This is a genomic window from Microbacterium paraoxydans, from assembly GCF_018224615.1.
GTDB lineage: Bacteria > Actinomycetota > Actinomycetes > Actinomycetales > Microbacteriaceae > Microbacterium > Microbacterium paraoxydans_B.
The window spans coordinates 359,179-383,142 of the sequence record NZ_JAGTUK010000001.1 but is presented as its reverse complement, the minus strand read 5'-3'; the positions used below and the strand labels follow the sequence as shown (position 1 = coordinate 383,142).

The 23,964-nt window shown below is 72.6% G+C and carries 22 protein-coding genes; 7 read left to right on the top strand and 15 right to left on the bottom strand.

Features of this window, described 5'->3' with window-relative positions; all coding sequences use genetic code 11:
* Positions 1 to 3: 3 nt before the first annotated feature.
* From kdpC to KE274_RS01825, 3 genes are read left to right on the top strand one after another with little or no spacing between them, the layout of a single operon-like run.
* Complete coding sequence (kdpC, locus tag KE274_RS01835) at positions 4 to 609, top strand: potassium-transporting ATPase subunit KdpC (RefSeq protein WP_211540571.1); 606 nt, start codon at positions 4 to 6, stop codon at positions 607 to 609.
* Positions 606 to 3,161, top strand: a complete 2,556-nt coding sequence (locus tag KE274_RS01830) for an ATP-binding protein (protein WP_211540568.1) — start codon at positions 606 to 608, stop codon at positions 3,159 to 3,161. Before kdpC ends, KE274_RS01830 begins: the two co-directional genes overlap by 4 nt.
* Positions 3,158 to 3,829 (top strand): response regulator, encoded by a 672-nt coding sequence (locus KE274_RS01825; RefSeq protein ID WP_211540566.1) that lies wholly within the window; start codon positions 3,158 to 3,160, stop codon positions 3,827 to 3,829. The genes KE274_RS01830 and KE274_RS01825 overlap by 4 nt, the downstream gene beginning before the upstream one ends.
* Here KE274_RS01825 and KE274_RS01820 read toward each other — a convergent pair.
* A complete protein-coding gene (locus KE274_RS01820) occupies positions 3,811 to 4,629 on the bottom strand; it encodes a tryptophan-rich sensory protein (protein WP_211540564.1) in 819 nt (272 codons plus the stop codon). The two genes, KE274_RS01825 and KE274_RS01820, sit on opposite strands and share 19 nt — an antisense overlap.
* A 161-nt stretch (positions 4,630 to 4,790) precedes the next feature.
* Between KE274_RS01820 and KE274_RS01815 the strand changes: the two genes are divergently transcribed.
* Positions 4,791 to 6,032 carry a glycosyltransferase family 4 protein gene (locus KE274_RS01815; protein ID WP_211540556.1) on the top strand — a complete coding sequence of 414 codons (1,242 nt, stop codon included), beginning with the start codon at positions 4,791 to 4,793 and terminating at the stop codon, positions 6,030 to 6,032.
* Positions 6,033 to 6,050: 18 nt separating this feature from the next.
* Here KE274_RS01815 and KE274_RS01810 read toward each other — a convergent pair whose 3' ends face one another.
* Positions 6,051 to 6,617, bottom strand: coding sequence for a TetR/AcrR family transcriptional regulator (locus tag KE274_RS01810; protein ID WP_211540553.1), 567 nt, complete (start codon positions 6,615 to 6,617; stop codon positions 6,051 to 6,053).
* A gap of 97 nt (positions 6,618 to 6,714) precedes the next feature.
* On the opposite strand from KE274_RS01810, the gene KE274_RS01805 reads away from it, so the two are divergent.
* The gene (locus KE274_RS01805) at positions 6,715 to 7,557 is read left to right on the top strand and encodes an alpha/beta fold hydrolase (protein ID WP_211540547.1); all 843 of its coding nucleotides are present in this window, start codon (positions 6,715 to 6,717) and stop codon (positions 7,555 to 7,557) included.
* Positions 7,558 to 7,644: 87 nt separating this feature from the next.
* Here KE274_RS01805 and KE274_RS01800 read toward each other — a convergent pair whose 3' ends face one another.
* Genes KE274_RS01800 through KE274_RS01765 form a run of 8 tightly spaced genes read right to left on the bottom strand, consistent with a single transcriptional unit; the run spans position 7,645 to position 16,540 of the window.
* Positions 7,645 to 9,732, bottom strand: coding sequence for an iron ABC transporter permease (locus KE274_RS01800; protein ID WP_211540544.1), 2,088 nt, complete (start codon positions 9,730 to 9,732; stop codon positions 7,645 to 7,647).
* Positions 9,729 to 10,760: an ABC transporter substrate-binding protein gene (locus KE274_RS01795; protein WP_211540541.1), complete on the bottom strand. Its 1,032-nt coding sequence runs from the start codon at positions 10,758 to 10,760 to the stop codon at positions 9,729 to 9,731. Before KE274_RS01795 ends, KE274_RS01800 begins: the two co-directional genes overlap by 4 nt.
* Positions 10,761 to 10,783: 23 nt before the next feature.
* Entirely contained in the window at positions 10,784 to 11,614 is an 831-nt protein-coding gene (locus KE274_RS01790; protein ID WP_431806719.1) for an ABC transporter ATP-binding protein, read from the bottom strand.
* 10 nt (positions 11,615 to 11,624) lie between these two features.
* Complete coding sequence (locus tag KE274_RS01785; RefSeq protein WP_211540531.1) at positions 11,625 to 12,584, bottom strand: siderophore-interacting protein; 960 nt, start codon at positions 12,582 to 12,584, stop codon at positions 11,625 to 11,627.
* Positions 12,574 to 13,374 carry an ABC transporter ATP-binding protein gene (locus KE274_RS01780; RefSeq protein WP_211540529.1) on the bottom strand — a complete coding sequence of 267 codons (801 nt, stop codon included), beginning with the start codon at positions 13,372 to 13,374 and terminating at the stop codon, positions 12,574 to 12,576. Before KE274_RS01780 ends, KE274_RS01785 begins: the two co-directional genes overlap by 11 nt.
* Positions 13,371 to 14,444, bottom strand: a complete 1,074-nt coding sequence (locus KE274_RS01775; RefSeq protein ID WP_211540527.1) for a FecCD family ABC transporter permease — start codon at positions 14,442 to 14,444, stop codon at positions 13,371 to 13,373. Before KE274_RS01775 ends, KE274_RS01780 begins: the two co-directional genes overlap by 4 nt.
* Positions 14,441 to 15,484: a FecCD family ABC transporter permease gene (locus KE274_RS01770; RefSeq protein WP_211540526.1), complete on the bottom strand. Its 1,044-nt coding sequence runs from the start codon at positions 15,482 to 15,484 to the stop codon at positions 14,441 to 14,443. The genes KE274_RS01775 and KE274_RS01770 overlap by 4 nt, the downstream gene beginning before the upstream one ends.
* A 30-nt stretch (positions 15,485 to 15,514) precedes the next feature.
* Entirely contained in the window at positions 15,515 to 16,540 is a 1,026-nt protein-coding gene (locus KE274_RS01765) for an iron-siderophore ABC transporter substrate-binding protein (protein ID WP_211540524.1), read from the bottom strand.
* Positions 16,541 to 17,198: 658 nt separating this feature from the next.
* Here KE274_RS01765 and KE274_RS01760 point away from each other — a divergent pair.
* Positions 17,199 to 17,462 carry a hypothetical protein gene (locus KE274_RS01760; protein ID WP_211540522.1) on the top strand — a complete coding sequence of 88 codons (264 nt, stop codon included), beginning with the start codon at positions 17,199 to 17,201 and terminating at the stop codon, positions 17,460 to 17,462.
* Positions 17,463 to 17,553: 91 nt separating this feature from the next.
* Here the strand turns inward: KE274_RS01760 and KE274_RS01755 are convergent, their stop codons facing one another.
* The 5 genes from KE274_RS01755 to KE274_RS01735 all read right to left on the bottom strand — a co-directional run bounded on the left by KE274_RS01755 (position 17,554) and on the right by KE274_RS01735 (position 22,786).
* Entirely contained in the window at positions 17,554 to 17,757 is a 204-nt protein-coding gene (locus KE274_RS01755) for a cold-shock protein (protein ID WP_025104028.1), read from the bottom strand.
* 75 nt (positions 17,758 to 17,832) lie between these two features.
* On the bottom strand, positions 17,833 to 20,709 hold the full coding sequence (locus KE274_RS16620; RefSeq protein ID WP_211540520.1) for a helix-turn-helix transcriptional regulator: 2,877 nt from the start codon (positions 20,707 to 20,709) through the stop codon (positions 17,833 to 17,835).
* A 68-nt stretch (positions 20,710 to 20,777) separates the two neighbouring features.
* Complete coding sequence (locus tag KE274_RS01745) at positions 20,778 to 21,017, bottom strand: hypothetical protein (RefSeq protein ID WP_211540517.1); 240 nt, start codon at positions 21,015 to 21,017, stop codon at positions 20,778 to 20,780.
* Positions 21,018 to 21,157: 140 nt separating this feature from the next.
* Positions 21,158 to 22,207, bottom strand: coding sequence for a hypothetical protein (locus KE274_RS01740; RefSeq protein WP_249185816.1), 1,050 nt, complete (start codon positions 22,205 to 22,207; stop codon positions 21,158 to 21,160).
* 123 nt (positions 22,208 to 22,330) lie between these two features.
* Positions 22,331 to 22,786 carry an SRPBCC family protein gene (locus KE274_RS01735; RefSeq protein WP_211540515.1) on the bottom strand — a complete coding sequence of 152 codons (456 nt, stop codon included), beginning with the start codon at positions 22,784 to 22,786 and terminating at the stop codon, positions 22,331 to 22,333.
* Positions 22,787 to 22,921: 135 nt separating this feature from the next.
* Here KE274_RS01735 and KE274_RS01730 point away from each other — a divergent pair, with 135 nt between their 5' ends.
* On the top strand, positions 22,922 to 23,959 hold the full coding sequence (locus KE274_RS01730; RefSeq protein ID WP_211540512.1) for an FUSC family protein: 1,038 nt from the start codon (positions 22,922 to 22,924) through the stop codon (positions 23,957 to 23,959).
* Positions 23,960 to 23,964 lie beyond the last annotated feature (5 nt).

Below are 23,964 nucleotides of genomic sequence, written 5' to 3'. Positions count from 1 at the left end.
CCCATGTCCTCCACCACTCGCACCACGATGCGCACCGCCGGTGTCGCCGTCCGCGCGATGCTCGTGCTCACGCTCGTGCTCGGCGTCGGCTACACCCTGCTCGTGACCGGCATCGGCCAGCTGCTGCTGCCGGCGCAGGCGAACGGCTCGATGCTGCCGGACGACCGCGGCAGCGCCCTGATCGGGCAGTCCTTCACCGACGCCGACGGCCAGGCCCTGCCGCAGTACTTCCAGTCCCGGCCGTCGGCGGCGGGCGACGGCTACGACGGCGCCGCCTCGAGCGGCAGCAACCTGGGCCCGGAGAACCCCGACCTCGTGGACACCATCGCCGCACGGAAGGCCGAGATCGCGAAGCGCGAGGGGGTCGACCCGTCCCAGGTCCCGGCCGACGCGGTGACCGCCTCCGGCTCCGGCCTCGACCCGCACATCAGCGTCGCGTACGCCCTGCTGCAGGTGCCGCGCGTGGCGGCGGCGCGCGACCTGCCCGAGGACGAGGTGCGTGCGCTCGTGGAGTCTAGGATTCAAGGACGGGACCTGGGCTTCCTCGGCGAGGAGCGCATCAACGTCGCCGAGCTCAACCTCGCACTGGACGACCGGGAGGGTGAATGAGCGCAGAGCGGACGCCGCGCCCGCCGGAGCATCCGCGCCGCGGGCGCCTCCGTGTGCTGCTGGGCGCGGCCCCCGGTGTGGGCAAGACGTTCGAGATGCTCGCGGAGGGCCGGCGCCTGCTCGACGAGGGCCACGACGTGGTGATCGCGGTCGTGGAGACCCACGGCCGGGCGGCCACGGCGGCCCTGACCGCGGGGATCCCCGAGGTCGCGCGACGCGTCGACGAGCACCGCGGGGTGACGCTCACCGAGCTCGACCTGGACGCCGTGCTCGCGCGCGCCCCGGAGATCGCGCTGGTGGACGAGCTCGCCCACACCAACACCCCCGGCTCCCGACACGCCAAGCGCTGGCAGGACGTGGAGGAGCTGCTGCGGGCGGGCATCGACGTCGTGACCACCGTGAACGTGCAGCACATCGAGTCGCTGAACGCGGTGGTGGAGAAGATCACCGGCATCGCGCAGCAGGAGACGATCCCCGACGCCGTGGTGCGCGCCGCCGACGAGATCGAGGTGGTCGACCTCGCCCCGCAGACGCTGCGGGACCGGCTGTCGGCGGGGCTCGTGTACCCGGCGGAGCGGATCGACGCCGCACTGTCGAACTACTTCCGCCTGGGCAACCTCACCGCGCTGCGCGAGCTCGCACTGCTGTGGCTGGCCGACGAGGTCGACAGCGCCCTGCGCACGTACCGCGCCGAGCAGGGAATCGAGGGCTCGTGGCAGGCGCGCGAGCGCGTGGTCGTCGCACTGACCGGCGGTCCGGAGGGCGAAACGCTGCTGCGCCGCGGAGCCCGCATCGCCGCGCGGTCGGCGGGCGGGGAACTGCTCGCGGTGCACGTGACCTCGCAGGACGGGCTGCGCGACGAGACGCCCGGCGCCCTGGCCTCGCAGCGCGCACTCGTCGAGTCGCTCGGCGGCACGTACCACCAGGTGGTCGGCGACGACATCCCCGGCACGCTCGTGGAGTTCGCGCAGGGGGCGGATGCCACCCAGCTCGTGATCGGCGTGAGCCGGCGCGGACGCCTGACCGCGGCACTCACCGGACCGGGCATCGGTGCCGAGGTCATCCGCCGCTCGGGCGACATCGACGTGCACATCGTGACCCACGCGGCGGCGGGCGGGCGCCTCGCGCTCCCCCGCATCACCGGCGGCGCGCTGGGCTGGCGGCGGCAGGCCCTGGGCTTCGGCGTGGCGCTCGTGTTCGGGCCGCTGCTGTCGTGGCTCATGTTCACCTTCCGCAGCCCGGAGTCGATCACCGCGGAGGTGCTCGCGTACCAGCTGCTCGTGGTCGTGGTCGCCCTGATCGGCGGCATCCGCCCTGCCGTGTTCGCCGCGGTGCTGTCGGGCATCACGCTCGACTTCCTGTTCGTGGCCCCGCTGTTCACGATCACGATCGCCCATCCGCTGCACGCCCTCGCGCTCGCGCTCTACGTGGTCATCGCGATCCTGGTGAGCATCATCGTGGATCAGGCCGCGCGGCGGGCCAGGACGGCGCAGCGCGCGACGGCCGAGGCGGAGCTGCTGGCGGCCGTCGCCGGCAACGTGCTCCGGGGCGACAACGCCGTGCTGGCGCTCGTGAGCCGCACGCGCGAAGCGTTCGGGCTCAGCGGGGTCCGGCTGCTCACACCCGACGGGCAGGTGCTCGCGAGCGACGGCGAGCCCGTGCCGGACGGGCGCGCCACGACCCTGCCGGTCGGCGCGGCGGGCGGCGGGCCGAGGGCTCTGCTGGAGCTGAACGGCGAGCCGCTCGCGAACCCGGAGCGCCGGCTGCTCGACGCGATCGTGGCGCAGCTCGCCGCCGCCATCGAGCACACCGATCTGCGGGCGACCGCGCGCGAGGCGGAGGCCCTGGCCGAGACCGATCAGGTGCGCAGCGCCCTGCTCTCCGCCGTGAGCCACGATCTGCGCCGCCCGCTGGCCTCGGCGGTGGCGGCGATCGGCGGGCTCCGCGCCGCGCAGGAGCTGTCGGCGGCTGACCGCGCGGAACTGCTCGCCACGGCCGACGAGAGCCTCGCGACCCTGTCGGCCCTGGTCACCGATCTGCTCGACGTGAGCCGGGTGGAGGCGGGCGTGCTCGCGGTGTCGTCCCTGCGCGTCGACGCGGCGGGCCCCGTGCTTGCGGCCGTGGACGAACTGGGGCTCGGCCCCTCCGAGGTGGACCTGGCGCTCGACCCCGCCCTCCCTCCGCTGTTTGCCGATCCGGTGCTGCTGCAGCGTGTGCTGGTCAACGTGATCGCGAACGCGCACCGCCACTCCCCCGCCGACAGCCGCGTGCTGGTGTCGACCAGCCGTCTGGGCGACCGCGCGGAGATCCGCATCGTCGATCGTGGCGCGGGCGTGGCCCCGGAGCGCCGCGACCGCATCTTCCAGCCGTTCCAGCGCTTCGGCGACACCGACAACACCACGGGCCTGGGCCTGGGGCTCGCGCTGTCGCGCGGGTTCACCGAGGGCATGGGCGGTACCCTGACACCCGAGGACACGCCGGGTGGCGGACTCACGATGGTCATCTCCCTGCCGCTCGCCGCAGGGTCTGCCGACACGGAGGGCACGGAGTGAAGCTCCTCATCGCCGACGACGACCCCCAGATGGTGCGGGCGCTGCGCATCACGCTCGCCGCGCACGGCTACGAGGTGGTGGTCGCCGCGGACGGCGCCGCCGCGATCGCCGCGGCCGCGCAGTCGCACCCCGACCTCATCATGCTCGACCTCGGGATGCCGCGGCTCGACGGCATCGAGGTGATCCAGGCCCTGCGCGGGTGGACGACCGTGCCGATCATCGTGGTGTCCGGTCGCACGGGCTCGGCCGACAAGGTGGAGGCGCTCGACGCCGGGGCGGACGACTTCGTCACCAAGCCGTTCCAGGTGGACGAGCTGCTGGCGCGGTTGCGGGCGCTCTCGCGGCGCGCGGTGGCCGCGAACGGCGAGTCGGTCGTGGCGTTCGGCGACGTCGTGGTGGACCTGGCGACGAAGACGGTGACCAGGGCTGGCACTCGCGTGCACCTCACGCCCACCGAGTGGCGCATGCTGGAGCATCTGGCGCGGCACCCCGGGGCGCTGGTCACGCGGCAGGATCTGCTGAAGGAGATCTGGGGCAGTGCGCAGGTGTCCGACTCGGGCTACCTGCGCCTGTACATGTCGCAGCTGCGCAAGAAGCTGGAGAGCGAGCCGTCGTCGCCCGTGCACCTGCTCACGGAGGCGGGGATGGGCTACCGGCTGGTGCTCTGAGGTGCGAGGGTCGGCGGGGCCGCGCGACGGCGGCGCACGACCGCCACGACCCCCACGAGCACCAGGGCCACGGCCACCACGATCGCGGCGATCGCGGTGGGGGTGCTCTGCGGTTCGCCGGTGAGCCGTCCGACCGCGAGCCACGAGAGCCCCCACGCGGTGGCGAGGGCGGGTGCCAGGCGACCGGTGAACCAGGCGCTCGCGGCGCCGATGACCAGCACGGCGGCGAGCACCGCGATGGCCCAGACCTCGGCCTGGCGCTCCGCCTCCGCCGGTAGGGTCTGCGTGAGCCACGCGGCGACGTTGGCGACCGTCGCGATCGTGACCCACCCGAAGTGCAGGCCGTTCGCGCCGTCGGTGAGCACGCGGTCGACGGTGTTGCGGGCGGGGAAGCGGCCGAGCAGCACGATCACCCGCGCGAGCACGGCGAGCAGCAGCGCGATCACGAGCACGGTGAGCCAGAGCGTGAGGTACCGCGCGGTCACCAGCCACAGGCCGTTGAGCACCATCGACAGCGCGATCCAGCCGCCGACCGCCTCCTGCCGCGGGTCCTGCCGACGCGCGGGCAGGGCCTGCCACACGGTGTAGGCGAGCAGCCCGAGGTAGATGAGCGACCAGATCGAGAACGCCGGCCCCGCGGGCGCGAGGTACGACCCCTGCGCGGACAGGGCGCCGTTCTGCAGCTCGTCCACGGAGGCCCCGCCGAACGCGCCGGCGCCGACCGACGCGGCGATGAGCATGAACACGGCCGCCGCGATCACGAGGCTCTGGCGGAGGATGCCTTTCGTCGAAGTCTCCATGCCGCGACTCTAAGGCGAAGGGGCGCCGCCCGCAGTGGCCTTGACAGCCCTCGCGCAGATCGCTAACCAAGTGAGACATCTGAGCCTCCGGTCCGCCATCCGTCAGGTAATATGTTACGTTTGACAGCACTCTGTTCCGCACGCTTTGGGGGGTGATCGCCGTGAGGATCGCACTCGTCTGCGACTACGCGCTCGACCGCATCGGGGATGCGCAGGCCGTCGTGCTGCGCGAGGCGGAGCTGCTGCGCGCCGCCGGAGACGAGGTCGTGGTGATCGGAGCGGCGCAACCCGGCAGCGCCCCGCGACCCGTGCCCCCGGGAGAGGCGCCCATCCTGATCGCCGCGGCGTTCGTCGTTCCCGGCGTGGACATGCCGGCGATCCGCAACACCCGCGGACTGCGCTCCCGGCTGCGCCGCCTGTTCCGGGAGAGGTCGATCGACGTGGTGCACGTGCACTCGGAGTTCGGTCTCACCGCGGCCGCCACCCGGGTGGCTCAGGAACTGGGCATCCCGGTGGTGCACACGGTGCACACGTTCTTCTGGCAGGGGCCGGACCTGCGGCGGTTCGACCGGCTCGCCGCCGCCGCCGTGCGCGGGCTCTCGCGCGTGCTGCGGGGCCGCGCTCCGCGTACGGCCCTGCCCGACACGCCCCGCGCGGTCGACGCCGCGGTGCGCAGCGTGACGCTCGACGCCGCGATGGAGGCGGACGCCGTGATCTCGCCGTCCGCGCACCAGGCCGAGGCGCTGCGGATCGCCGGCCTCCCCGAGGTCGAGGTGGTACCCAACCCGATGCCGCCGCGCACGACGCCGGGTGTGCCCCTCCCGTCGGTCGAGCTGCCGCTGCAGGTGCTGTGGGTCGGGCGGCTCACGCTCGAGTCGGGCATCCTCGAGTTCGTGCGGGCCGTGAGGAAGGCGGGCGAGGATCTGGCACCGGGCTCGCTCGTGGCGCGCATCGCGGGCGACGGGCCGCTGTTCGCCGAGGCGCGCGAGGCGGCGGCGAGCACGTCACCCGAGGGCGGGAGCAGCATCCAGTTCCTCGGCCGCGTCGAGCCGGAGGGCATCCAGCCGCTGATGCGCGACTCGCACCTGCTGGCCGTCACCTCGTTCGGGCTCGACCCGCAGCCGGTCGTGGTGGCCGAGGCGTTCCGGGCGGCCCGCAGTGTGCTCTACATCGACCCCCGGCTGCGGGAGGGGCTGGCCGAGGCGGGCATCCTGTGCGGCTCGCCCGACGTGAAGGGCATGGCGGCCATGCTGCGCGAGCTCGTGCATCACCCGGGCATCGTGGTGGAGCGCTCGCTGCGCACGGTCTCGGCCTCGCACCCGTTCCAGCCGGAGCAGCACCTGCGAGGCGTGCGCGAGGCGTGGGACGCGGCCGCGCGGCGGGCCGCCGACGACGGCGAGTGACGCGGTCGCGACCGCGCGTCAGACGGTGGCGAACGCCGCGTCGATCAGCACCTCGGCGGCCCGGCGTGCGTGTACCGCGGCCTGCGGGTCGGCCGAGATCGCGGCGGTGCTCTGCGCCCCCTCGGCCAGGATCGACAGCTGCGCGGCGAGGGCGGCGGGCGCTCCGGTCTCGGCGACCAGGGCGGCCATGTATTCCTGGAACGACGCCTTGTGGGCGCGGACGATCGCGGCGACCTCGGGATTGGTGCCGCCCAGTTCGCCGAACGCGTTGATGAAGGCGCAGCCCCGGAAGCCGTCGCTGCAGAACCAGTCCTCCAGGTAGCCGTAGACCGCGAGGAGCCGGGCGCGCGGGTCGTCGCCGGTGGCGGCGACCGCGGCGGAGAGACCGGACTCCCACTCGGCGTGCCTGCGGGCGAGCACGGCCGAGACGATGTCGGTCTTGGCGGGGAAGAGCGAGTAGAGGCGCCGCAGCGAGACGCCGGCCGCGGCCCGGAGCTCGTCCATGCCGACGGCCGCGTAGCCCTTGCGGTAGTAGAGCTCCTCCGCGGCGGAGAGGATGCGCTCGCGTGCCTCGTCTTCGGTCATACCCAGGAGTTTACTTGACATGAGAACGGACGTTCTCTTATGGTGGACACATCGAGCGAGAACGACCGTTCTCACCGGAACCGAAAGGATCAGGATCATGGGCTACATCACCGTCGGGAACGAGAACAGCACCCCGATCGAGCTGTACTACGAAGACCAGGGCAGCGGGCAGCCCGTCGTCCTCATCCACGGCTACCCGCTCAACGGCCACAGCTGGGAGCGCCAGACGCGCGAACTGCTCGCCCAGGGCTACCGCGTCATCACGTACGACCGCCGCGGCTTCGGGCAGTCCTCCAAGGTGGGCACCGGCTACGACTACGACACGTTCGCCGCCGACCTGAACACCGTGCTCGAGACCCTCGACCTGCGCGACGTCGTGCTCGTCGGCTTCTCGATGGGCACCGGCGAGCTCGCCCGCTACGTCGGCCGCTACGGCCACGAGCGCGTCGCCAAGCTCGCCTTCCTCGCCTCGCTCGAGCCCTTCCTGGTGCAGCGCGACGACAACCCCGAGGGCGTCCCGCAGGACGTGTTCGACGGGATCGAGGCCGCCGCCAAGGGCGACCGCTACGCGTGGTTCACCGAGTTCTACAAGAACTTCTACAACCTCGACGAGAACCTCGGCACCCGCATCAGCCAGCAGGTCGTCGACGCCAACTGGAACCTCTCCGTCACGAGCGCCCCGGTCGCCGCCTACGCCGTGGTGCCCACCTGGATCGAGGACTTCCGCGACGACGTGAAGGCCGTGGCCGAGTCCGGCAAGCCCACGCTCATCCTGCACGGCACGAAGGACAACATCCTCCCGATCGACGCGACCGCCCGCCGCTTCCGCCAGGCCGTCCCCGCCGCCGAGTACGTCGAGGTCGAGGGCGCGCCCCACGGCCTGCTGTGGACCCACGCCGACGAGGTCAACGCCGCGCTGAAGGACTTCCTCGCGAAGTAACCCCGGCGCCCCCAGGCGAACGCAGGAACGCACCCCCGGACGCTCCGGGGGTGCGTTTCCGATTCCGGACGGGCGCGGTCGCTCGGCTCAGGCGTCGCGCGACCGCCAGAGCAGCCACACGAAATACGGCGCACCGATCAGCGCCACCACCAGCCCGGCCGGCAGCTGCGCCGGCGCGATCACCGTGCGCCCGACCGTGTCGGCCACACCCACCAGCAGGCCGCCCAGCAGCACCGCCACCGGGATCACCCGCGCATGCCGCGCCCCCACCAGCGCCCGGGCGGCGTGCGGCGCCACCAGCCCCACGAAGCCGATCACCCCGATCGCCGTGACGCTCAGCGCGGCCAGCACCGCCGCCACGGCCAGCAGCGTCAGCCGCACCGGCTCAAGCCGGATGCCGACCAGGCGCGGGGTGTCCTCGTCGAGCGACAGCACATCGAGCTCGCGGCGGCTCATCACCACGAACGGCACCGCGATCGCCAGCACGATCGCGAGCGGCACGATCTGCTCCCACGCACGCCCGTACGTCGTGCCGGAGAGCCACGTGTAGATCTTCGGGGTGTCCCACGGGTTCGAGCGCAGCAGGAAGAAGGTCGTCAGCGAGACCGTGAAGTACGACACCCCGATGCCGATCAGCAGGAACCGGTCGGCGCTCAGGCCGCCCCGCCACGACAGCAGGTACACGAGCGCGAACGCCAGCAGCGAGCCCGTCACGGCTCCCGCGATCATGCCGCCCGTGGACGACGCGACACTCGTGATCACCAGCACCGCGCCCAGCCCGCCGCCGCCCGTGACCCCGAGGATGCTCGGATCGGCGAGCGGGTTGCGGCTCACACCCTGGATCAGCGCACCGGAGAGCGCGAGCGCCCCGCCCGCCACCACGGCGGCCACGATCCGCGGCGCCCGCTCATCCAGCGCGAACGCGATCGGCGGGGCCGCCTGTCCCTGCAGCCACAGCGCGATGTCGCCCGTCAGCAACCACGTGTGCCCCGCGAGCAGACCGAGCAGCAGCACGCCGGCCACCCCGCACACCACGACCGCCAGGGTCACGCGGAAGCGCAGACGGCTGCGCACCCCGAAGCGCACGCGCGGCGGCTCACGGGTGGGACCGGCGTCGCGCAGACGGCGGGCCATCAGCACGAGCACGATCGCGCCCAGCAGGGTCGTCGCGACGCCCGTGGGGATGAGGATCGCGGCCTCGGCACCGATCAGCGCCCGCAGCAGCGCATCCGCCAGGATCACCACGACCGCCCCGAGCAGCCCGGCGGCCGGGATCAGCAGCAGGTGCCGGTTCAGGCTGGGCACCACGCGGGACAGCAGTCGCGCGAGCACCGGCGCGCACAGCCCGACGAAGCCCATCGGTCCCGCGAGCGTGACCGACACGGCCGTGAGCGCGACCGCGAGGAGGATGCCGATCGCCCGCGTGGAGCGGATCGGCACGCCCAGCGACGAGGCGGTGTCGTCGCCGAGCGCCAGGATGTCGAACCGCCGGGAGAGCAGCAGCGCGACGACCGTGACCACCACCACGACCGGAGCCGCCTGCAGGAACGCGGTCAGCCCCAGCTGCGACAGGCTCCCGCTCCCCCAGGCCAGCAGGCCCTTCGTCTCCTCATCGAACAGGATCAGCAGCGTCGAGGTCGCCGCCTGGAACGCCAGGGCGAGGGCCGTGCCGGCGAGGATGAGCCGCGTGGTGGACGAGCCGGCGCCGCCCGCGAGGCCCAGCACGATCCCGGCCGCCACGATGCCGCCCGCGAACGCCACCGCCCCGGAGGCCCACACGGGCACGGCGATCCCGAACGCGGCGAGCGCCGTGACAGCGAGGTAGGCACCGGCGGTCACGCCCAGCGTGTCGGGCGAGGCGAGGGCGTTGCGGGCGAGCGACTGCAGCAGGATGCCCGCCACGCCCAGCGCGAAGCCGACCGCGACGCCCGCGGCCAGGCGCGGGATCCGCGAGCCCCACAGCACGTCGGCCGGGGGCAGCACGGCCCCGCTCGTGCCCTGCGTGAGGTGCCAGCCAGCGACCGCGAGCAGCACGAGCACGAGCACGACGAGGACCCCGACCCCCGTGAGGAGCGCCGCGGGCCCCCGGCCCCCCGTCTCGACGGAGGCGGAGGGCGCGGCACGCTCCGGCGCCGCGGCATCCGTCGCACCGTCGAGGCGGAGGGTCTCGGTCACTTCGAGAGCACCTCGACGAAGCCGTCGACGATCTGCTCGGTCGAGCGGGGGCCGCCGAAGGTCCAGACACCCGCGGGGAATGCGGTCAGCCGGCCGTCGGCCACGGCGGGCAGCGAGGCCCAGGCGGGGTTGTCGGCCAGCGCGTCGATGTAGTACTCCGAGTCGGGGTCCTCCGTGCCGGTGTAGAACAGGTTGGCGTCGCCGACCGTGGTCATACCCTCCACGTCGGTCTGCCCCAGCCCGTACACCGGGTCGACCGTGCCGGTCCAGGCGTTCACGAGGCCGAGCTGCTCGCCGATCTCGCCGACGAGGGAGCCCTGACCGAACGGCCGCAGCGCCACGTTGCCGCCGTCGACCCAGCCGTCGAAGAACACGAAGTCGCGCGTCGCCAGCTCACGGTCGGCCAGTTCGGCCTTCGCGTCGTCCAGGTGCTGCTGGAACTCCTCGGCCACGACCTCGGCGCGCTCCTCGCGACCCGTCACCTGGGCGATCAGGTCGAACGTGTTCAGCATCTTCGCGATCGGGTCCTTCGCGTCGGCGCCGACCGTCGCGAGCACGGGAACGTCGTACGCCTCCAGCTGCTCCACGATGGGGTCGTCCGCGTCGCGCACCTCGACGATCACCAGATCGGGGTCGGTGCCGAACAGGGTCTCCAGGTTCGGCTCCTGACGCGTGCCCACGTCGACCACGCCGTCCGGCAGCTCCTCCGCCGAGACCCACGTGGAGTAGCCATCGGCGTCGGCCACCGCGACCGGCGTCACGCACAGGGTCAGCGCATCCTCGATCTGCTGCCACTCCAGCACCGCGACCCGCTCGGCCGGCTTGTCCAGCTCGACCGTGCGGCCGAGGTCGTCCGTCACCGACACGGCGCCCGTCGAGGTCGAGGTGGCGTCGTCGGCACATCCCTCGCTCGTGGAGACGGGGGCAGCGCTGCCCGAGGCGGATGGCGTCTGCGTGGTACCGCAGCCGGCGAGCGCGAGGGTGAGCGCGCCACCGAGGGCGAGCACGGCCAGGGGGGTCTTCTTCATCGGGTGTTCCTCCAGGTGGGTGGTCAGGATGCGGAGCCGGCTCGGTGCCTGGCGTGGTGGCGGCCTCGCGGGCGCACCCGCACCAGGCCGGTCTCCTCGTCGATCGCGGTGTCGATGCGCAGGCCGTACACGGCGGACAGGTTCTCGCCCGTGAGCACCTCGGCGGGGGTGCCCGCGGCGTGCACGCGCCCGCGGTGCAGCAGCACCACGTCGTCGGCGACCGAGGCCGCGTGGTCGAGGTCGTGCAGCACCACCCCGAGCGCGGTGCCGTGCTCGTCGGCGAGCTCACGCACCAGGTCGAGCGTCTCCACCTGGTAGCGCAGATCGAGGTGGTTGGTGGGCTCGTCGAGCAGCAGCACCCCGGTGTCCTGCGCCAGAGCGGTCGCGAGCCACACGCGCTGCAGCTCCCCGCCCGACAGCTGATCCACGGGGCGCCCGGCCATGCCCGACAGTCCGGTCAGCTCGAGTGCCCGGGCGACCGCCGCCCGGTCGGCCTCGGTGACCCCGGCGAAGCGGCCGCGGTGGGGGTGCCGCCCGTACGCCACCACGTCGGACACCTCGATGCCGGACGGGTGGGGGCGCGACTGCGACAGCATCGCCACGGTCTGCGCGAACTCCTTCGCGGAGAGGGCGGCCGCGTCCCGCAGCTCCTCACCGCCCACGCGCACCGTGCCGCCGTCGATGCGGTGCAGGCGGGCGAGGGCGCGCAGCACGGTCGACTTGCCGCTGCCGTTCGGTCCGATCAGTGCCGTGACCCGTCCGGGGGCCAGGCGCAGCGACACGTCGTGCACCACGCGCGAGCGGCCGTAGCCGAGCACCAGGGAGTCGCCCTGCAGGGCGGGCCGCCCGTCGATACCGGTCACGTCAGCCTCGCATCGCAACGCCGCGGCGCCAGTAGCCCATGAACGCGACCTGCGCGCGGTCGATGCCGAGGTCCTTCACGAGGTGCCGCCGCAGGGTGGTCACGACCCCGCTCTCGCCCGCGATCCAGAAGTAGCGCTCGACCGGGGTCACGGTCGAGGGGTCGATGTCCTCGCCCAGGCCGGAGTACTCCGGCGTCTCCCACAGCAGGTCCTCGGTGTCGACGTCCTTCACCCGGATCTCGTCGGTCGCGTCGGCGTCGCCGAGGTAGCCGAGCACCGCGGGGATGAGGCGGAGGCCGTGCGGCTCGCCCACGTCGCGGGGCAGCCAGTGCACCTCCACGCCGGCCGGCGGGTCGATCCGCAGCACGTCGGCCGGAGACGGCACCTCGATGAACGCGACACCGCGGAGGTCGCGCGGGGCGTCCTCCAGGATGCGGGCGATCGCCGGGGCGGCCGTCTCGTCGCCCGCCAGCACCACGGAGTCGGCGCGACCGGGGCGGTACTCGGCACCGCCGTGCGGCACGACCCCGCGGCGCGGACCCACCAGCCACAGCTCCTGCCCCACCGCGGCCGTGCTCGCCCACCGCGACGCGGGCCCGGTGAGCCCGGGCTCCAGGTGCAGCACGAAGTCCACGTCCACCTCGGTCGTGTCGTCGGCCGCGACCCGCAGCTCCCGCACCGAATACGTGCGCATCGAGCCGCGCTCCTCCTCGGGCACCGCGAGGTACGAGCCCCACCAGTCGTCCGTGGTGCGGTCGATCTCGGGCAGCACGCCGGAAGCGGGCGGGAACACGAGCTTGATGCGGCTGTCGAACACCGCCCCGGGCGTGCCCAGTTCGCGCAGGTCGTCGCCGCCCAGGGTCACCCGCACGAACGAGGGCGAGACGCGCTCCACGGCGCGCACCTCCGCACGGGTGAGGAGGTAGGTCGGGCGTTCGGTCGTTGTCGTCTCAGCGGACATGATGCCTCCCGATGGGGGTGACCATCGGCTTCCCGGAGACCGGGTCGATGGTGATCTGGTTGGGCAGCCCGAAGACCTCTTCCACGAGCTCGGCGGTCACCACGGTCTCGGGCGTCCCCGTGGCGTGCACGCGGCCGTCCTTCATGGCGACCAGCTCGTCGGCGTAGCGGGCGGCGAGGTTGAGGTCGTGCAGCACCATGACGATCGTGGTGCCGCGGGCGACGCTCAGGTCGGTGAGCAGGTCGAGCACCTCGACCTGGTGGGCCACGTCGAGGAACGTGGTCGGCTCGTCCAGCAGCAGGATGTCGGTCTCCTGCGCGAGGGCCATGGCGATCCACACCCGCTGCCGCTGTCCGCCGGAGAGCTCGTCGACGCTGCGGTCGGCGAGGTCGCTGATGCCGGTCGCGTCGAGCGCGTCCGCGACCACCTCGTAGTCGTGCGTGCTCCACCGCGACAGGGCGCGCTGGTGCGGGTGCCTGCCGCGTCCGACGAGGTCGGCCACCGCGATGCCCTCCGGCGCGACGGGCGACTGCGGCAGCAGCCCGAGGATGCGCGCGACCTCCCGCGTCGGGCGCGCGTGCACGGACTTCCCGTCGAGCACCACCTGGCCCTCCACGGGTGACAGCAGCCGGGCGAGCGCGCGCAGCAGCGTGGACTTGCCGCAGCCGTTCGCCCCGACGATGGTCGTGATCTTCCCCGGCGCGATCTGCAGGTCGAGTCCCTCGACCACGGTGCGGTCGCCGTACGAGAGCGTCACGCCCTCCGCGGTCAGGGTGTGGGCGGCGGTCACAGCGAGCCTCCGGTGCGGTTGGTGCGGATGAGCAGGTAGATGAGGTACGGCGCGCCGACGACACCGGTGACCACCCCGACGGGGTACCGCGCGCCGAGCGCGAACTGGCCGACCAGGTCGCCCGCGAGCACCAGCACGGCGCCGACGAGGCCGCTGGGCAGCAGCAGCGTCGCACCGGGACCGGTGAGCCGTGCGGCGATCGGTCCCGCCATGAAGGCGACGAACGCGATGGGCCCGGTGGCGGCGGTCGCGAACGCGAGCAGGGCCACCGCCCCCAGGATGAAGACCACGCGGGTGACGCCGACACGCACGCCCAGTCCAGCCGCGGAGTCGTCGCCGAGCTGGAGCGCCCCCAGCGACCGCCCCTGCGACAGCAGCAGCGGCACCAGGACGGCCGCGGCGATCGCCATCGGCAGCACCCGCTCCCACGAGGCGTTGTTGAGACTGCCGGAGAGCCATTGCAACGCGGTCTGGATGTCCCAGTTGGCGGCACGGGAGAGCAGGTACGAGATCACGCTCTGCAGCATCGCCGCGACGCCGATTCCGATGAGGATCAGGCGCGTGCCGGCGAAGCCGCCCTTGATCGCGAGCAGGTAGATGGCGAGGGCGGTCACGACCGCACCGCCCAGCGCGAGCAGCGAGACCACCGGACCGTTGAGGGAGAGCACGACGATCCCGAACACCGCGGCCGCACCGGCGCCGTTCGAGATGCCGATGATGTCGGGCGATGCGAGCGGGTTGCGCAGCATGGTCTGGAACGTGACACCGGCCATGCCGAAGGCCAGCCCGGTGAGGATCGCGAGGATCGCGCGCGGCAGCCGGAGGTCGCCCACCGTGAAGGAGGCGCCGGGCACTGTCTCGCCCAGAATCACCCGGATCACCTCGTCGAGCGGGTAGAACGTGTTGCCCACCATCAGCGCGACCGCGAACAGCACCACCACGACCATGGCCAGCGCGACCGTGACCAGCGCATGGCGACGGTGGCGGGCCCGACGCCCCGCGATGACCCTGGCCGTGCGGGCGGCCGCGGACTCCTCGACGCGCGCGAGGGTGTGCTCCGTGGTGCTCACAGCTCCCTCACCCTCTGCCGGCGGACGATCCAGATGAAGAACGGCGCCCCGATGATCGCGGTGATGATGCCGACCTGGATCTCGTCCGACGACGGAGAAATCACGCGTCCGACGATGTCGCTCGCGGTCAGCAGGGCGGCACCCGCCACGGCCGAGAACGGCAGCAGCCAGCGGTGGTCGCTGCCGACGAGCAGGCGGCAGACGTGCGGCACGATGAGTCCGACGAAGCCGATGGGTCCGGCGATCGCGGTCGCGGCTCCAGCCAGGATCACCGAGCCGAGCGCCGAGATCCCGCGCGTGCGCATCACGTGCTCGCCCAGGCCCTTCGCCATGTCGTCTCCGAGCGCGAGGGAGTTCATGCCGCGCGCACACGCGAAGCAGATGAGCGCGCCGACCGCCAGCACGGGCGCCGTGATCGCGATGCGCGGCCACTCGGCACCCCCGACCCCGCCGATCTGCCACGACTGGAAGGTCTGCAGCAGGTCGACCCGCGGCAGCATGACCGCGCTGATGAGCGAGGCGAACGCGGCCGAGGTCGCCGCACCCGCGAGAGCCAGCTTGAGCGGGGTCGCCCCACCGCGTCCGACCGACCCGACCGCGTACACGAACACCGCGGCCGCCGCGGCTCCCGCGATCGCGAGCCCCATCTGGCCGTAGGGGTTGCTGAGCCCGAGGAACGCGATGCCGAGCACCACCGCGAACGACGCCCCGTTCGCGATGCCGAGGATGCCGGGCTCCGCCACCGGGTTGCGCGTCACGGCCTGCATCGTGGCCCCCGCGAGCGCGAGAGCGGCCCCCACGAGGAGGGCCAGCACCGTGCGGGGCAGGCGCTTGACCACCGCGGCCTGCGCGATCGTGTCCGACTGGCCGGCGAGCGCGGCGAGCACGTCATCGAGCGTGACGGCCCGCACGCCGAACGACACCGAGAGCACCGAGAGCACCAGCAGCACCGCGACTCCGGCGAGCAGCCAGAGGGTGCGCGCCAGCACCGGGCGCCGCAGGGCAGCGGCGTCCGGCGCGAGCACGGGTGCGGAGATCACGGTGACTCTCGGCGGCGGTGCGGCCGAGGGTTACGGCGCGAGCGGTGCGGCCAGGATCGCCAGGTAGTCGTCGAGGCCCCACGGGATGGACAGCGGCGACGGGTTGGCCGAGGCGGCGATGGGCGTCGCGTCGGGAAGGATCGCGACGCGGCCCTCCGCGATGGCGGGGATCTTGGACAGCAGCGGGTCGGCCTGCAGGGTCGCCAGGGTCGAGTCGTCGCCGTAGGTCACGAACAGGTCGACGTCGTCGAACTTCTGCGCCTCCTCGGCGCTCACCTCGAGGTTGAACTTGTCGCTGCCCTCGCTCTCCTCCACGATCGCGGGGAACGGCAGGCCGAGCGAGTGCAGGTAGCCGGGGCGCGTGTCGGCCGCGGTGTAGTAGCCGATCGTGCTCAGGTCGCTCGGGTCGAAGTACGCGAACAGCACCTTCTTGTCCTTCAGCACGCTGTGGGCTTCGAGCGCGGTGTCGGCCTCGGCGTGGAGCTGTTCGATCAGGGCCTCGCCCTCGTCCTCGAGCCCGAGGGCCGTGGAGTTCAGCTCGATCATGTCGTCGACCGAGGTGCCCCACGCGACGTCGGGGTAGGCCACCACCGGCGCGATCTTGGAGAGGGTGTCGTACTCCTCCTGCGTGATCCCGGAGTAGGCGGCGAGGATCACGTCGGGCTCGGTGTCGGCGACCGCCTCGTAGTCGATGCCGTCGGTCTCGTCGAACAGCACCGGGGCGTCGCCGCCGAGCTCGTCGAGCTTGTCCTCGACCCACGGGAGGATGCCGTTGCCGTCGTCGTCGCCCCAGGCCGCCTTGCTCATCCCGACCGGGACGATTCCCAGCGCCAGGGGGACCTCGTGGTTGGCCCAGGCGACCGTGGCCACGCGCTCGGGCTTCTCGGTGATCGTGGTCTCGCCGTAGACGTGCTCGATCGTGACGGGGAACGCGTCGTCGGAGGCGGGGTTGCCGCCGGCGGAGGCGGTGGACTCCGGAGCGGAGGACGAGCAGGCCGACAGCGTCACGGCGAGCGCGGCGGCCGCGCCGATGGCGAGGAGTCGAGAGGTGCGCACAGGCGTTCCCTTCGGGATGGGATGGGGGTGGCGGCGCGCGGGGCGCCCGGCCTTTGGTAAGGCTCGCCTAATCTAACACAGGGGTTAGGGTGACCTCACTTCGATGGCACCGACCGGGGGCGGAGGGCTGGCGGCACGTCGCGCGCGAACGGGGAAGTCGCTTCTCGCCAGGGACTGCTGCTGTCCCCCAAAGTGACTGCTCGCCGCCGGTGATTCTGGGGTGCATGTCGACCTCGATGGGGGCGACATGCGGATAGCACTCGGCGCTTCACATGATGCGATGGTGTCAGCGTCGGGCCCGTATGCAACCGCGAAGGATTCATCGATCACATACGCCGTGAGTTCCCCACACGACAACACGACGCGCTTCTCCGCAATCCTGACTGATAGGGGCGGCCAAGCGCCGCAGTGGACGTGGTTCACCTGAATCGGGCGGAGAGCCTTGGTGCCATATCGGGGTATTCCGCGTGCGCAGCCATACTGAGCAAGTCCAAGGTCGCCTTCGCAAAGCTCCTTCAGGTGGCCTGCGCTACCGTTGTGGCGGTTGGCGGCACGCAGCTCGCGGGCGGAAACTGCATCTCCATCCACTACGTCGTCGGCGTAGGCGGCCCTGCCGGAATCTGGTGGCCGTGGGTCCACAAATGCTAGGAGAGCCAGCATGAGCCTCGTCATCGTCGGCATTGCGCTCCTCCTTCTCGGTCTCGTCGCGGGCAGGATCGGCGCGAAGGCGGGGACCGCCCTCGCCACAGCGCTCGTCCTCGCCTGGGGGGGGTTGCTCACGTGGCTTGGGTTGACCGGCAGCCTCACCGGAACCGCCGTGCAATCGTTGGCCGCGCACCTCGTCGTCGGCCTCCTGACCTTTCTGGTCGGCGCAAACCTCACGCGCGATTCTTCGCCGACACGAAGAAGACCGTCCCGCTAGCAGCCCCCGATGACGCCTGCCGGCGCTTGGGCATGCGAAAAGCCGGCCGGATCCCGCAGGATCCGACCGGCTTCAGGAAGTCAGCGCACGCTCAGAGAGCGCGGATGTTCGCCGCCTGCATGCCCTTCGGGCCACGCTCAGCGTCGAATTCGACCTTCTGGTTCTCGCGGAGCTCCTTGAAACCGGAGCCGGCGATAGCCGAGTAGTGGGCGAAGAGGTCTTCCGTGCCGTCATCGGGAGCGATGAAGCCGAAACCCTTCTCCGCGTTGAACCATTTCACAGTGCCAGTGGCCATGTGTTTTCTACTTTCTGTTGAACCGGCCGCTGACGCGGCCTGCACCGCGCCGGAAGATCCGACACACGTGCTCGGTCACGCTACCACGGCGGACCTGTCCGAAGCCGGGTCGACGACCCGCCGCGCCAGCGCCGCCTCCGTGCGCGTGCTCACCCCGAGCTTGCGCAACACCGCCGACACGTGCACGCTCACCGTCTTCACGCTGATGAACAGACGCTCCCCGATCTGACGGTTGCTGAGGCCCTCGGCGATGAGGTCGAGCACCTGCTGCTCCCGGGCCGTCAGCAGCTCCGCCTCGGCTGGCGCCGTCCCGGTGCGCAGCCCGGCGGCATCGGCGAACCGTGCGACGTCGGCCTGCAGCTGTGCGTGGCCCAGTCCCTCGGCGATCTCCGCGGCCTCGGCGATCACGGTCGACGCCGCCGCACGCTCACCGTCCCGCACATGCAGCCGCGCGCGCTCCAGGCGCAGCACCACCCGGAAGGTCACCGGCACATCGTCGCCATCCGCATGACGCAGCGCGGCCTCCACACTCTCCGGACGCGGGTCGAGCAGCGCATCCAGCATCGCCCACCAGCCGTCGTGCTGCAGCTGCTCCGGCTGCGCCAGCCACGCCTGGCGAATCGTGGCCGAAGCCGCCGCGACGTCCGCACCCCGTCCCCGCAGCTCCGCGATGATCGCGCCACCCTCCAGCAGCAGCCGCCGCTGGTGCAGCAGCGCCGGCTTCTCGTCCTGCACCATCGCGAGGATCGCACCGAGCGCCCCGTCGAGGTCGCCCTCGCTCTGCGCCACCGCGACCGTCATCGTCACCAGGTCGTACCAGATCTGCCGCTCCGAGCCGCCCGTCTCCTCGAACGCCGGGCGCCACTCCCGCAGCATCTCCGCCGCCTCGGCCGACCGTCCCCGCCACGCGAGCACCCGCACGCGGGTCATGCTCATGTACATGCGGAACACCCGCAGCGTGCCCTGCACGAAGTCGCGCGACAGCATCTCCTCGACGCGGTCGATCTCGCCGAGCTCCAACAGCGGGACGATCATGTTCTGCGCCATGATCGACCCGGACGTGCGCTCGACGCGCAGCTCCCGCGCGCGCTGCAATCCGGCCTCGGCCACCCCGACCGCCTCGCGGTACCGGCCCAGCAGCGTCAGCAGGTCGGAGTAGTTCACGCGGTAGCGCATCTCGGCGGTCGACCCCTCCGCCAGCACCCGCGCGCGCTCGAACTCCCGCACGCCCTCCTCCACCGCGCCGAGGTGCGCCAGGCAGCTCCCGCGCATGTTGGCCGCGACCGACTGCTGGTCGCGCGAACCCGCGGCCGCCGCCCGGCGCTCGGCCTCGTCCGCCAACCCGATCGCGTCCTCGCGGTCACCCGCGATCATGAGGCGACCCGCGAGCTGGTTGAGCAGCTCCGCCCGGAACGCCTCGTCCGGCACGTGCTCCTCGGCGATCGCCAGCGCCTCACGCAGCAGTGGCACGGCCCCGAGCCGCCCGAGATTCACCAGATACAGCGCCTTGTTGCGCAGCAGGCGGGCGTGCAACCGGGGGTCGACCGTCGCGGGGTCGACCTCGGCGAGGGCGACGTTGGCCACCGCGAGCGCGCGCTCCCCGTCCCCCGCGTTGCGCAGCACCGAGCCGAGCAGGTGCAGCAGCTCGAGCCGTTCGAAACCCGTGGCCGTGGCAGCGTCGGGAACGAGCGGCCACAGCTCCAGCACGAGCTCGCCGAACCGGGCGGCGCTCGCGAATGCATACTGCGCCTTGGCCTGGCGCATCGCCTCGGCGGCCGCGGTGATCGCGCGACGGTCGTCCTGCGCGAGCTGCCAGTGGTAGGCCAGGGCCGCGGCGTCACCCCGGTCGGCCGCTCCCGCGCTCTGCTCCTCCAGCGCCTCGGCGTACGCGCGGTGCAGCCGGGCCCGTTCGCCCGGCAGCAGATCGTCGTGCACGGCCTCGCGCAGCAGCGCATGCCGGAACCGGTAGTCGTCGTCTTCCACCACGATGATGCCGCTCCGGGCGGCCTCGCGAAGCGCCTCGTCGAGACGCTCCTCGGACAGACCCGAGAGGCGCGTGACGAGAGGGTGGCTCAGCGGACGCTCGGCCCCGGAGATCACCCGGACCACGCGTCCCGCATCGTCACCCAGCCGGTCGAAGCGTGCCAGCAGCAGGTCGCGGAGGCTGTCCGGCAGCGGACCCTGCGAGCACCCGGCGATCTCCTCCACGAAGAACGGCACGCCCTCCGCCCGCACCTGCAGGCGCTCGAGCGCCGATGCCGACGGAGCGCGGCCCGTGATCTGCTCGACCAGCTCGCGCACGGCCTCGTCTTCCAGTCGCGGCACGGTGAGCCGCTCCAACAGCCGCGCCCTGGTGGCCTCCCCGATGAAACGGCTCACCGCGTCGCCGCGGCGCACGTCGTCGGTGCGGCACGTGATGAGCAGCAGGATGCGGCCGTGGTCCCACGCCCGCAGCAGGAACGACAGGATGGCCAGGGTCGAGTCGTCCGCCCAGTGCAGGTCTTCCACCACGAGCACCTGCGGCGACACCTCCGCCGCGGCCTCGACCAGTGAGGCGATCGCGTCGCGCAGCCGCTCCGGGCTGGTGCGCTCCCGGGCGGCGGGAGCGTCGACGAGCTCGGGCAGCAGCATCCCGAGCGCCTCGATGCCCACGCCGACCACGGCTCGCACGCGCTCCACGCCCATGCTCGCCACGATCGACCGGAGGATGCCTGCCAGCGGGCCGAACGGCATGCGCGACGCCCCGAGGTCGAGACACCACCCCACGTGCACGTCGGCGGCGTTCGCGACCTCGGCACCGAACTCGCGCGCCAGACGCGACTTGCCGATCCCCGCCTCGCCCTCCACCAGCACCGCCGCGGGCACACCGCCGCGCGCTCCGTCGAACAGACGGCGCACCTCGGCGAGCTCGGCGTCTCGCCCGACCATCGCGGCGCTGGGGGCTGGGGCCATGCCTCCATCGTCCCACCGACCGCCGACATCGGGGGAGGGGTGCGGGAACGGCAGCACGACCGCGTCGGTCACCGGGCGACCGCGGGCTCGCACGCCCCACCGGTCCGCTCGGCCACGGGGCGCGCGGCGGTGCCCACGGTGGTGCGACGCCGCGCGAGACGACGCAGCAGCCGCCGCACCGGGCCTTCCGCCCGCGGCACGATCTGGTCCGCGCGCTCGATCAGGCGACGACGCTGCTCCGCCGCCGCTGCGATGTGCTCCTGCTCGCGAGCGGTCACCTGCTGGGTCAGATACGGGTGCTCGAACATGATCTCTCCTCGACGGTTCGGTGTATCCCTACACTCCGCTCTGAGGTGCCGTCGCCGCATCGGACGGATGCCCTATCTTCCCGATGCCGCGGGATCGGAACCGCCTAGGGATCCCCGCTCCCCCCGGGGACCCGCGCGGTTCAGGACGCCCGCAGGGGAGAGCGCCGGGCCGAGCGGCGCGGCTCCGCGGGCACCAGGATCGCGAGCACCCGCACGAGCGTCGCCATCCACAGCAGCCCCAGGCCGACCACGATCGCCTCGACCGCGGTCACCGCGTACAGCCCGAAGGGCAGCCACAGCACGACCGCGACCACCACGAGCACGCCCACCGCGATGGAGGTGACCACGAGCACGAGCGGACCGCCCGGCACCGTGGCGGTGGTGAGCGCCCCCGCGGCCAGGAACAGCACGAGCGCCGCGAACGCCGCGATGTTGTGCGGCAGGGGGGCCCGCGACAGCGGCAGCAGCCCCACGGCCGCGAGCGCCGCCCCGGCCACCGCCCACAGCGCCACGATCGCGGCGATGCGCGGGAGGGCGTCGTCGCCGAGCACGCGGTGCAGATCGCGGCCGATGTAGGCGCCGACCGTGGCCACGAGCAGCCCGGCCACCACGAGCGTGCCGTTGAACGCCCACCCCACGCCCAGTTGCGAGAAGTTCCGCTCCCACCACCGCGGATCGGCCGCCGTCACCATGGCGAACAGTGTGCCGATCACCAGGAAGCCGAACAGGAGCCCGGCGAGGTCGGCCGTGCGCAGCCCGATCCCGGCGCCGAAACCGAACCGCCCGCCCACTCCCGCCGCGACCCCGGCGAGCAGACCGCCGCCCACCGCACCCAGCTCGAGACCGCGGAGCCCGACCGCCAGCACCTCGGCCGTGAGCAGCACGCCCATCACGGTGACGGCGCCGAACGCGAGGGTGAGGGCCGTGGCGGCCAGGTGCGACACCAGGGCCTGCCACCGCGGCATCGCGGAGGTCTCCCCGCGGCGATGGCGCAGCGTGCTCACGAGGAACGCGAGCGCGGCGACCACCCCCGCGATCGCCGCGACCGGCATCGCGAGGGAGTCGGCACCGGTGAGGGGCCGGGCCGCACCGCGCAGCGCGATCAGCCCCGCGGCGGCACCGAGCACGAAGCACACCGCGGTCGCCGCGACCGCTTCGGCCTCGGCCCGCAACCGTCGCTCCCTCTCCATCCGCTCATGCAAGCACGGGGCTCCGACGTGCGCATCCCCCTGGCGCGGTCGCGGCGTCCTGCTCACGCGACGAGGCCCGGAGCCCCGCGCGCTGCGGTGCTCCGGGCCTCGATCGGTCTCCGGTCAGGCGTCGACGTCGCCGCGCCAGGCGCCGGTCTCGACGCCACGGCCCTCGATGAACTCCTTGAAGTTCTTCAGGTCCTTCTTCACGGCGTGCGATCCCGCGCCGACGAGCGCGCCGACCTTCTCCAGCAGCCCCTCGGGCTCCCAGTCCAGCTGCACCGTGACGCGCGTGGTGACGTCGTCGAGCTTGTGGAACGTCACGACGCCCGCGTGCTCGGTCTCACCGCCGACGCTGTTCCAGGCGACGCGCTCATCCGGGTGCTGCTCGGTGATCTCGGCGTCGAACTCGCGCTCCGCGCCGCCCACGTTCACCTTCCAGTGCGTGTGCGTGTCGTCGAGCTGCGTGATGGACACGACCTCGTCGAGGAACTTCGGGAAGCTCTCGAACTGCGTCCACTGGTTGTACGCCGTGCGGACGGGAACGTCGACGTCGATGGTCTCGATGATCTGCACCATGGGGATGCTCCTCTGCTGTTCGTCGTTCGTGTCCCTCCATTCAGCAGGGTGCGGGCCGGATCGGCGACGGGGTTGACAGCGGGCGGCACGGGACCGTAGCGCGGTGGGGCGGCACCGGCGGACTAGCGTGGAGGCATGCGCCTCCCCGCCGCGATCCGCGCCTCCCAGCGGTCCCCGCTGCTGCAGGTCGTGAAGTCGGCCGCGGCCACGATCGCGGCCTGGCTGATCGCGGGCTGGGCCTTCCCCGGGCAGCTGCCGGTGTTCGCGGCGATCGCGGCCCTGCTGGTGGTGCAGCCCAGCGTCAACCAGTCGCTGTCCAAGGCGCTGGAGCGCAGCATCGGCGTGATCGTGGGCGTGGTGATCGCCGTCGCCCTCGGCCTCCTCCTCGGCTCCCCCAGCTGGATCGTGCTGCTCGCGATCGTGGTGGCGATGCTGGTCGCGTGGATCTTCCGCGCCTCCCCGGGCACCGGCAACCAGGTCGCGATCTCGGCGATGCTCGTGCTGGCCCTGGGGTCGTCGAGCCCGGAGTACGCGATCGCCCGCATCGCCGAGACCCTGATCGGCGTGGTGATCGGCATCGTGGTGAACGCGCTGATCGTGCCGCCCGTGCTGGTCGAGCCGGCGCGACGCGACGTCGGCCTGCTCGGCCGGGAGCTCGCGGCGAGCCTCGACCGTCTCGCCGACGCCCTGCCCGCACCGCAGACCCCGGCCCGGCTGCAGGAGCTGATGCTCGAGGTGAGACTGCTGCGCCCGATGAAGGAGGCGGCCGAGGCGGCGATCGCGGCGGGCGAGGAGTCGCTCACGCTCAACCCCCGCCGCTCCACGCACCGCGCGGACCTGGCGGAGCTGAGGCAGCTGCTGGACCGGCTCTCGCCCATCGTCACGCAGACCATCGGCATGACGCGCGCCTACTTCGACCACTACGACGACCGGCTGGGCGAGGAGCCCGCCGTGACCGCGATCGCGGAGCAGCTGCGCCGGGCGGGGCACGATGTGCGGCTCGCGGTGCAGTCGTCCGCGCCCGCGCCGGAGCCCGAGGCGCTGACCTCCGCGATCCCGGCCCTCACCGCGCCCCTGGTGATCCGGCCGCCGTCCTCGCAGCACTGGATCCTGATCGGCTCGCTGATGGAGGACCTGCGCCGCATCCGCGGGGAGCTGCTCGACGAGGAGTGATCGCG

Excerpts from the sequence above, each read along its gene's own strand:
- kdpC (WP_211540571.1), top strand. The coding sequence starts at position 4 with ATGTCCTCCACCACTCGCACCACGATGCGCACCGCCGGTGTCGCCGTC.
- KE274_RS01830 (WP_211540568.1), top strand. The coding sequence starts at position 606 with ATGAGCGCAGAGCGGACGCCGCGCCCGCCGGAGCATCCGCGCCGCGGG.
- KE274_RS01820 (WP_211540564.1), bottom strand. The coding sequence starts at position 4,629 with ATGGAGACTTCGACGAAAGGCATCCTCCGCCAGAGCCTCGTGATCGCG.
- KE274_RS01810 (WP_211540553.1), bottom strand. The coding sequence starts at position 6,617 with ATGACCGAAGACGAGGCACGCGAGCGCATCCTCTCCGCCGCGGAGGAG.
- KE274_RS01805 (WP_211540547.1), top strand. The coding sequence starts at position 6,715 with ATGGGCTACATCACCGTCGGGAACGAGAACAGCACCCCGATCGAGCTG.
- KE274_RS01795 (WP_211540541.1), bottom strand. The coding sequence starts at position 10,760 with ATGAAGAAGACCCCCCTGGCCGTGCTCGCCCTCGGTGGCGCGCTCACC.
- KE274_RS01785 (WP_211540531.1), bottom strand. The coding sequence starts at position 12,584 with ATGTCCGCTGAGACGACAACGACCGAACGCCCGACCTACCTCCTCACC.
- KE274_RS01760 (WP_211540522.1), top strand. The coding sequence starts at position 17,199 with ATGAGCCTCGTCATCGTCGGCATTGCGCTCCTCCTTCTCGGTCTCGTC.
- KE274_RS01755 (WP_025104028.1), bottom strand. The coding sequence starts at position 17,757 with ATGGCCACTGGCACTGTGAAATGGTTCAACGCGGAGAAGGGTTTCGGC.
- KE274_RS16620 (WP_211540520.1), bottom strand. The coding sequence starts at position 20,709 with ATGGCCCCAGCCCCCAGCGCCGCGATGGTCGGGCGAGACGCCGAGCTC.
- KE274_RS01745 (WP_211540517.1), bottom strand. The coding sequence starts at position 21,017 with ATGTTCGAGCACCCGTATCTGACCCAGCAGGTGACCGCTCGCGAGCAG.
- KE274_RS01740 (WP_249185816.1), bottom strand. The coding sequence starts at position 22,207 with ATGGAGAGGGAGCGACGGTTGCGGGCCGAGGCCGAAGCGGTCGCGGCG.
- KE274_RS01735 (WP_211540515.1), bottom strand. The coding sequence starts at position 22,786 with ATGGTGCAGATCATCGAGACCATCGACGTCGACGTTCCCGTCCGCACG.
- KE274_RS01730 (WP_211540512.1), top strand. The coding sequence starts at position 22,922 with ATGCGCCTCCCCGCCGCGATCCGCGCCTCCCAGCGGTCCCCGCTGCTG.